The organism is Enterococcus sp. 4E1_DIV0656 (assembly GCF_002140695.1).
GTDB classification, from domain to species: Bacteria; Bacillota; Bacilli; order Lactobacillales; family Enterococcaceae; genus Enterococcus_D; species Enterococcus_D entomosocium.
This window is the reverse complement of record NZ_NGLF01000001.1, coordinates 799,713-808,578: the sequence shown is the minus strand read 5'-3', so window position 1 is coordinate 808,578 and position 8,866 is coordinate 799,713. Positions and strand designations below refer to the sequence as shown.

Here is an 8,866-nt window from a genome sequence, read left to right as displayed (position 1 = left end):
CTGGTTTAACCCGTATATTAATTTGTGAATTAAATATTTAATAATGAACTATCTCACTTTTATGAAATGAGGAAATTATATTGAAAACAAAGAAAGAACGAAAGAAACACGCAATCCGATGGATTCTATTTACGGTAATCCTAAGTCTTGGTTTTTTTTATCAAACAGGCTATGCAGATGAGGTGAATAATTTTTCGATTCAAACGTTAGATGAGGATGGAAATGTAAATGCGCAAGGCTATTACCATTTCGACGGTCAGCCGGGAGAAAAACGTGAAGTTTCTATTAGGATTTATAATGCGTCTGATGTAGCAATTACGGTAAAAGCTGCGGTGAATCCCGCTTCCACCAATGAAAATGGTATCCCTGGTTATTTGGCAGAAGACACGTACGATGATTCATTAACGCATCGAATGGATCAATTGGTCAAGATTGACGAAGCAAAACGTACGATTCCAGCGTTAGGTTTTGTCACCATGAAAGTAGTAGTTTTATTCCCAGAAGAAGACTGGGCGGGAGACATTCTCGGAGGGATTCGGTTTATGGAAGAAGTTAAAAATATAAGCGAACAAACAGTAGTTCATGAAGTTGCGTACACCGTTGGTATTTTGTTAAACAAAAAAGACGGGGAAACAGTTGAAAATGACTTGCATTTAAAAGACATTACAACAGGACAAAGAAATTATCGAAACTTTATTGAAGCTAACATTCAAAATAGTGCAGCATCGATTGTTCGCAATATGAGTGTTGAATCTACTGTGACTGAAAAAGGGGGGAAAGCAGCGATTTATACGTACGATGTCTACGATCTTCGCATGGCGCCCAATTCTAATTTTAATTTTGGTATACCAACGGGGGAACGACCCATAAAGGCTGGGGACTATGTTCTTAAAATGAGGGTAAAAGCAGATGGGAAGGAGTATCATTTTGAAGAAAATTTCACGATTGCCGCGTCAGAAGCCCGCCAGTTAAACCAAAGTGCAGTGAATATTGATGAGAGGACGCCTTATCTATCTTATCTGATTTTAGGGGGAATTGGACTTCTTATTCTCCTGATTATTGGCAGATGGATTAGAATTAATGGGAGAAAGAAGGCTGAATCGCTCTAAAAAAATGCTGGTTTATAGTGTTCATCCAGCTGAAACCGGAAGGGGAAAAATACTAAATCAATTGAGAATAAAGGAGAATAAGAAAGCAACACGTACGAACAAAACAAAGAAAAAACAAAAAAATTGGAGGATGAACAATGAAGAAAACAACAATCACAATAGCAGCAGCACTTTTAGCGGGAAGTATGGGACTAGGTACATTAATTAGTCAGGCAGCAGAAGTAGAGTATGAGGATGCGACGAACGCAAGGACAGAGGGAACGGTGATTATTTTAGAAAATGATTCATCTAATCCGGTGATTCCAGATCCAGAAAATCCAGGAGAAGAAGTAGATCCTGAAGTACCAGTTAACCCCCACCCAGGCCGACTAAGAATCAATTATGTTTCAAACTTTGATTTTGGTAAGATTCCGAATATTTCAAGTGAAATCGTTCAAGAGGCACGATTGGACCATATATTTTCTGGTACATCAGAAGAAGGACGGGTACCATTTGTCGCAACAGAAGATCGTCGTGGGAGTGATCGATTAGGCTGGGAGCTGCAAGTTTCACAGCCTAAACAATTGAGTGATGCAAGCGGACATGAGCTGCAAGGAGCAACGATCACCTTGAGTGGTCTGCGTTATGTGAATCCCACATCAGCTACGCCCATTGCGAATCAAAACGAGATTGTATTAGGAGAAGCCGCACAAACTTTGGCAACCGCCAATGCTTCACAGGGTGCCGGTGCATGGACACTAGCTCTGGGGAATGCGAATGCAGAAGGACAGACTGATGGCGTTGTCTTACGTATTCCAGCCAATACCACAAAAAATGATACGGCTTACTCAACTGCACTAGTTTGGGAGTTGGTCGCGGATCCAACAAACGCATCTGGAGAATAAGGGGATGTCCCCTATTCTCCAGTACAGAAACCAAAGAGAAAGGGATAGTCCAATGAAAAAAGTCTTACTTGTTTTTGTGTTGAGCCTAGTTCTATCAACTCATTTTTTATTTCCCGCGATCGTTGTGGCCACTGTGATCGAAGAGTCTACGAGTGAATCTGATTACGAAGAAGAGATCCAAGAAACTAGTAATAATCAGGAGCAGCAGGGAGAAGAATCGGAGACAGAATCAGATGGATCCTCTGATCAAACAAGTGCAAAAAATCTGGAAGAGTCATCAATTGAAGATACTGTCGAGGGAGTTATTGAAGATCAATTGCAAAGAAATCAAAGATTAACTAGCATTGTCACTAGCACAATAAGTGATTGGCACATAGATGAACCAATTCTAATCGCTACTATTAATATGGAACTTACGACTGCGTTTAACGGAGTGAATCCCGGAGCGTACAATGTGGCACGTGTTTATGGAATCAGTAATCAGTTTTCAAGATTTAGTGTTCGAGCGGTTGATGCGCATGGAAATGATATCAGTGCTGCCTTTTTTACGGACATTAGGTCTGATTATGTAGATTTTCGAACGAGAGCAGATAGTTCTCCAGGAAATGGTTGGATTACTCTTGAAATTTTTGGTTTTGTTAATAAACATGCGCCTGTAGATATTATCTTTGACGGTTTAGGAGGATATTTCGATTTTGGGGAACTTACTTTCGGAATATTTGTCGTAAATATGCGTGGCGATACGGTTAGAAGAGAACCGGATGTGACATCCAGTACACGTTTAATGGCCTTGGGGGGAATACTCAATGTAACTCATATTGATGAGTCTGGAAAGGAGATAGGTGATGCTGAGTCAAATCTTGGGATGCCAGGGGCGGAATATACAACAGAGGCTTTAAATTTGGACGAATTTTATCTTCTAGAAATCAGAGGTGAAGCTTCTGGAAACTATATTTTAGGAAGAGTCATCGAAGTGACCTATGTTTATGCGAAGAGTGCATTGACAGCAGAAGTTGTGCCTCAAACAATTGATTTAGGTGGTCGATTGACGGAAAGTCAGCTTACCCAGGCCATAACCAATGTTTCGCTTAATGGAGGCTTGTTATCAAGTGATGAGTATACCCTTAATATAAATAAATCTCCAGATACGAGTATTGTCGGAACAACAACCAGTGCTTCTGTAGTATTAAACCATAACAGAACTAGTCAACAATTAATACTCGAGATACCAATTACAGTTACTTTCGGAAACGCCATAAGATTCAGTGGGTTTAATGACTATAGTGCTGGGATCTACACTTGGCATTCCGACATTGGAATTATCACTGCTCGAAGAGGAACGACAAGCACGACAGGAAATGTACACAACAATTTTTCTGGTATTTATTATAACTTTAGCATACATGATTTAGGTGATAACACGCGGCGTGTCATAGGCACTGATACGTTGACCTATTCGTATGATGTAAGAGGAACTCAAACGATTGCTTCAGCTGTTTCTGACTTTGGGAACGGTTTTGGGGAGACAAATGCTAAAGTTGGCGATATTGTCGAAGTCTATCATCGTGAACCTACACGACTCAGAAAATATGACGCCCCCCATTCTGAATCTGAAAGAGTAAATAGCTTGAATAATCGTGCATATTTTGAATTGACAAGTAATGGATACAGCCTATTGACATTTGATCGAGCACACCCAAATCCTACCACTATTCAGTTAGGAATGTCTGAAAAAGAATTGGAGGCAAACATATCAAAATATTTAGATCTTTCTGACACCAGTCATGTCTCGATTAGCGGTTTTCAAGAATATCCCGATACATCCAAAATCGGACAAGTAGTCGGAATTATTCGTGTTGAAGAACGTTTGAGTACTGGGAAATTTATTCTACGTGATTATGAAGTGCCTTTTACGGTTGAACCAGGTCGGTTGGAGCTGGCTAATGTAACGAATGGAAATTTTAATTTTGGAATCATTGAGCAATCAAGCCGCCATCAAGAGGTAGCGGCCAAGGGTGAACACGCACCAACCATTACGATTGATGATTACAGCAATACTACGCAATGGTCCATTTTTGTTTCTGCTAGTCCATTTGTGAATTCAGAAAAGCAAGTGTTGACTGGGGCAACGATGATACTCAAAGATTTAAGTGTCCAAGAAACGGTCCATACGGGGTTAACGGTTCCGTCAAAAGACATTGTATTGAGCCACACTCCGAAGTTAGTTGGGGCAATGAGCAATCCCAATGAATTATATGAAGGAGAACACGGTACAACAGAGATTCAAATTGGGGAAGTAATGAATGGATCTTTGACAGGCGTTCAATTGAGATTGCCGGCGAATACGCCAGTGGATGATGGGACGTATCGCTCAGTGATCACTTGGGAACTAGTGGGTGATCCTACGTTGGGAGGAAGCGAATGAAGAAAATACTAATCGTACTCTTTTTCAGTATAATTTCTCTTTATATGAATTATTCAAATTCTTTGCCAAGCGTAGAAGCATCTACTTATGAGAATCAAGCGGGGGTACAATTTTATCAGAGAGAAGAGACAGTAAGTTCTGAACAAAATGAATTAGATAGTCAACCATCAGAAATAGATATTCAGAAGAGTCTGCCACAAACAGGAGGAGTAATTTCTTCAATGAGCTTTTTGGGAGGCAGCGTAATCTTAATAGTTTGGTTAATAAAAAAGAAAGAAAAGACAAGTTGATTTTTTTCGGTACTATATGTTTTGGTGTTTAACAATATGAAAAAATATAATAGAAACATATAGTACCTTAATATCTTAATAATAAGCAATTAAAGTAACGTAGTAGTTTTAACATCATTTTATAAAGGAATATCTTAATAATCGAGAAATAATAGATTGCAAAAGTGTAGTGTTTAGGAAATCATTCCTACGATAAATAATACTACATACATGATGAAACTTTGGGAATGATTACTTAGAAAATGTTCATTTTAATCCCTCTGCTTTGATTGTTTTCATAGATAATGATCAGTTACAGAAGCCAAAAAAAGTAGTAGTCAATAGGCCGATTATTTTCTAAACCTCCGACGATGTACTGTGCGACTACACTGGAGTAATCGGCAGAATCTTGTATATCATCCAATAACTGATTCAAGTTATTTTCACTATAGTCGTATCTATCAACAGTTAACGCCCCACCAAAGTATATTTCACTTGATTCCGCAAGGAGATCTTTAGGAATAGTGTTATTGGGAATGTCTATAATGCCAATTTCTTCTGTTATGGTATCAAAATGATCTCCAGTAAATAATAATAAAAAATTTGTTGGATTATTTAATAAAGAAGAAATGTGTTCTTTTTTGTAAAGATCAAGAGGTTCAAATTTCGAAAAAGGAAACTCTAGATTTAGGTTTTTCTCTCCGTTTAAACAATGATTGATATGAGCAATATCCTTTATTCTTGTATTAAGTACTTTTGATACAGCATTTAATTGTTTGATCCAGTTGTCAACGGTAATAAGAGTATTGTTTAATATTTGGTTTCTTTGATCCAAATCACCATTTAAATGAAGGGTTAGATCGGTAATGGGAATTTCTAAGTTTCTAAAAAAAGTAATATCAACTAACTGTAATATAGAATGAGCATCAAAATATCTGTAGTTATTCTCTTCGTCTCTACTCAACGAAATTAGTTGTTTTTTTTCCCAAAACCGTATAGTTGAAGGTTCAATATTGAATAGATTAGCAATTTCCGTTATCGTTCTTTTTTTATTTGAGATAACAATTCCTCCTCTTTTTTGTAACTTATAGAGATATATAAGTAGTAGAACACATCATCTTCGACTTTGAAATTTGATTAAAGTAATCTTAACTTTCTAAAATACTATAAACAAATAGACCATATTCTTCAACTCTATTTAAAAGAATAGTAATGCATTATTTTAATTCTATCAACTAATCAGTCAGGACATTATGAAAGTAAAAACGCAATTCTTCTATTTTGTATAAATCACCAACTGTTGATTTTGAAGGTTTAAAAAATCAACAAATTCGTATTTTGAAATAAAGCGAAGGGTAGTATTAATGAGGTATAGATTCAAGGGGAATTAATAAGCTGTAGTAGGAAATGAATAAAGAAACTCATTTTCTATAAAAAAAGCATTGTCATTGAATTGAGCTTTCTTACCTAAGGATAAATAAAAATTTACAAATACTTAAAGGTTCTTCCAATCCACTTAGATTATAGATCTTATAGTACTTGGCATTTTGATAACGAGTGAAATATCAGTTATTTATTAAGAGGACGATTGCTTTTTAAAAACTAGACCTCAAACCAACTTTAATGTGTATAGTTCAGCGCAACAAACAACTTGCGTTTTTCTTTTAATTTTCAAATAGGTCATTGTTCACCTGTAAAGGAAGCATCTTCTTTCAGAGGCTTTCATCTAGGGAAAAACAATAAATGAAACCGGCTTATAGTATTGATTTCATTTTGGAAAGGACGAAAATTATGATCGAAATCAGTAATCTATCTGAATATATCAAAGAATTTCAATTTGAAGAAAAGCAGTTAAAAGCACATCCGTTGATAAAAAATTATATTGAAAATCAAGTTCAAAAATTAAAAGAATTGATAGAAGCATTAACGTCCGCGAATTTTTGGATTGATATTCCAATAATTATGGGAATAGATTCTAAGTTAGTATTATTACGAGAACTCATTATCACTATTGAAGATTTTGATTTTTCAGACGAAGAAGTGTTAAAAATAGTAGAACAAGATTATCCATACTACAATAAAGAATTATGTGGATATAAATTGAATGATGTAACTAGCCATTCACTAATTTTTAAAATAAAGTGATCTGGAAAAAGAATCAAGGAAAAGTAGTCTTTTATAATATATTTTGAAGTCAGGTATGGAATCCTATGAAGACGTAATAAAATTTCTAACCGAACGATAGAGGACAGACGTGAAAAATTGCGAGAAGCTAAACGTGCTTATTGAATCCTATGCACTTACCAACTATGACACGGGAAAAGCAGAATTGGTCAAAGGTAATGCAGAAATGATCTATCTTATCATGAATCTGGGCATCTCTTCGACGTTTGGTCCACATCGGGAAGACTTTCACTAACTATCATTTAACAAAGATAGAAACTTTCATTCTTTAAATTTTGTTCTGGGGTTGTTAAAAAACAAAGAGGAACTATTATTACATAATACCAAGTATCTTATAAAAATAATGATTATTTTTGGTTGAAGGAACTCTGTCCTTGCTTGAAAAGTATTTACTATAGAATACATTATTACTACAATAGATGAGATATAAAAATAGGTGGTTAAAAAAATACCACGATGGAGTTGGCAGATGAAAAAGAAAATTTTTTCCTACATATCTTTGGCAAGTTTAATAGTACCTTCTTTTTTTGTTCCCATTGTGAATGTTCGATCAGATGAGCAACAAGAAAGTGTAGCACAAGCAACTAATGAAGAATCTGAAAATATGAGTAATTCGATTACAACGCTGGATTCTTCAACAACGCAAAGTGAATCTTCTGATACTTCGACAGAAGATAATAATGAATCCACGGAAGAAACAACAACGCAAAGCTCTTCTAACAACGCAAAATATTCTGGCGAAGATCAGGGGAATAGCCAAGTTGAAAATGAGACGACAAGTCAAAGTTCTGCAAATCCATCTGAGGTCGCAGTAAATAATGATCAAGAAGATTTTGCAGCTTGGCTTCCGGATCCAGCACTACAATCCGTAGTTGCTAAATCTTTAGGTATAGATGTGTCCGAAATCACGAAGGAACAGATGAGCAAACTTCAGACTCTCTATATCTACGCTGCAGATTCCGCTATTGCTGATTTGACAGGCTTGGAATATGCAACAAATCTATCATCATTTTATATGAGCGGCCAAAATCAGGTTACTGACTTTTCCGTTCTCACTTCGTTAAATAACTTAGTTTATGTATATTTGATGGGTGCTAATGTAACGGATGATAATGTACCAAACTTTGGTGCCAATTTAACTAGATTAAATCTTAGTTCCGCAAATGTAACCGATGCTGTATTTTCAAAAATAGTTAATATGAAAGGACTAGAGTCGCTAAGTTTCGAGTCCAATATGAATATTACGACAATTGCACCTCTGGTTGCATTACCAAATCTAACAGAATTAAGAATACAGTTCTGTGGCGTGACAGATTTTACTGTGATAAATGAGTTTCCCAAATTATCAAACTTAGCTGCTTATGGCCAAAACACAGGAAGAAATGATGCGATTACTTCATTATCTGCAAAAGAGTTAAATTACGATCCCGATAATCAATCATTTTTTGTTCCATTTTCCATTATGCCTAATCGTTTAACAAATTTTGATGGATATCAGCCTCCTTTTACAAAATCGAATAGTACTAGTCAGACGTACTTTGATTTGAATGGTGTACAGGTACCCTCCTCAAGATTAAGTATTACAGAAGATGGGATTACTGTATCTGGGGTTACTCAAAGTGAATTTGAAAGTATCGAAACAATGGAGTATAACGCACGACTGAATAATCCTGCCGGATCCTATGCTCAACCAGATGGATATAGTTTTTACGCCATTTCTTCAGGAACCTATTTGCACCAATTTTCGATCAATCATCAAGAAGCCGCTGCAGATGTTACGGTGAGTTATATTGATACTGAAGGGAATGAATTGAAGCCTTCTCAAAAAATTAGCGGTAATATTGGTGAATCTTTTGATGCAACAACGCCAGAGTATAAGTTAGAAATAGACGGGTATACTATAAAAGAAGTTCAAGGTAATCCGACGGGAACCTTCAGTGATACAGCGCAAGAAGTGGTGTACGTATATGAACGCAGCGATGCAGCACCAGTCAC

The 8,866-nt window shown here is 36.3% G+C and carries 8 protein-coding genes; 7 read left to right on the top strand and 1 reads right to left on the bottom strand.

Going from position 1 to position 8,866, the window contains the following annotated elements; translation table 11 throughout:
* The first annotated feature begins 80 nt into the window (after nt 1-80).
* The 4 genes from A5882_RS03855 to A5882_RS03840 all read left to right on the top strand — a co-directional run bounded on the left by A5882_RS03855 (nt 81) and on the right by A5882_RS03840 (nt 4,708).
* The gene (locus A5882_RS03855; protein ID WP_086298853.1) at nt 81-1,109 is read left to right on the top strand and encodes a DUF916 and DUF3324 domain-containing protein; all 1,029 of its coding nucleotides are present in this window, start codon (nt 81-83) and stop codon (nt 1,107-1,109) included.
* Nucleotides 1,110-1,246: 137 nt separating this feature from the next.
* Nucleotides 1,247-1,993: a WxL domain-containing protein gene (locus tag A5882_RS03850; protein ID WP_016612620.1), complete on the top strand. Its 747-nt coding sequence runs from the start codon at nt 1,247-1,249 to the stop codon at nt 1,991-1,993.
* 52 nt (nt 1,994-2,045) lie between these two features.
* On the top strand, nt 2,046-4,418 hold the full coding sequence (locus tag A5882_RS03845; RefSeq protein WP_223347137.1) for a WxL domain-containing protein: 2,373 nt from the start codon (nt 2,046-2,048) through the stop codon (nt 4,416-4,418).
* Nucleotides 4,415-4,708: an LPXTG cell wall anchor domain-containing protein gene (locus A5882_RS03840; protein ID WP_016612618.1), complete on the top strand. Its 294-nt coding sequence runs from the start codon at nt 4,415-4,417 to the stop codon at nt 4,706-4,708. The genes A5882_RS03845 and A5882_RS03840 overlap by 4 nt, the downstream gene beginning before the upstream one ends.
* A gap of 292 nt (nt 4,709-5,000) precedes the next feature.
* Here A5882_RS03840 and A5882_RS03835 read toward each other — a convergent pair whose 3' ends face one another.
* On the bottom strand, nt 5,001-5,717 hold the full coding sequence (locus tag A5882_RS03835) for a MerR family transcriptional regulator (RefSeq protein ID WP_086372438.1): 717 nt from the start codon (nt 5,715-5,717) through the stop codon (nt 5,001-5,003).
* Between the two features lie 761 nt (nt 5,718-6,478).
* Between A5882_RS03835 and A5882_RS03830 the strand changes: the two genes are divergently transcribed.
* The 3 genes from A5882_RS03830 to A5882_RS03820 all read left to right on the top strand — a co-directional run.
* Nucleotides 6,479-6,832, top strand: a complete 354-nt coding sequence (locus tag A5882_RS03830) for a hypothetical protein (protein ID WP_008381652.1) — start codon at nt 6,479-6,481, stop codon at nt 6,830-6,832.
* Nucleotides 6,833-6,941: 109 nt separating this feature from the next.
* On the top strand, nt 6,942-7,106 hold the full coding sequence (locus tag A5882_RS03825) for an N-acetylmuramoyl-L-alanine amidase (RefSeq protein WP_223347136.1): 165 nt from the start codon (nt 6,942-6,944) through the stop codon (nt 7,104-7,106).
* Between the two features lie 234 nt (nt 7,107-7,340).
* On the top strand, nt 7,341-8,866 hold a 1,526-nt coding region (locus tag A5882_RS03820; RefSeq protein ID WP_223347135.1), incomplete at its 3' end, for a MucBP domain-containing protein.

Coding starts and splice junctions, on each gene's coding strand:
- A5882_RS03850 (WP_016612620.1), top strand. CDS start 1,247: ATGAAGAAAACAACAATCACAATAGCAGCAGCACTTTTAGCGGGAAGT.
- A5882_RS03845 (WP_223347137.1), top strand. CDS start 2,046: ATGAAAAAAGTCTTACTTGTTTTTGTGTTGAGCCTAGTTCTATCAACT.
- A5882_RS03840 (WP_016612618.1), top strand. CDS start 4,415: ATGAAGAAAATACTAATCGTACTCTTTTTCAGTATAATTTCTCTTTAT.
- A5882_RS03830 (WP_008381652.1), top strand. CDS start 6,479: ATGATCGAAATCAGTAATCTATCTGAATATATCAAAGAATTTCAATTT.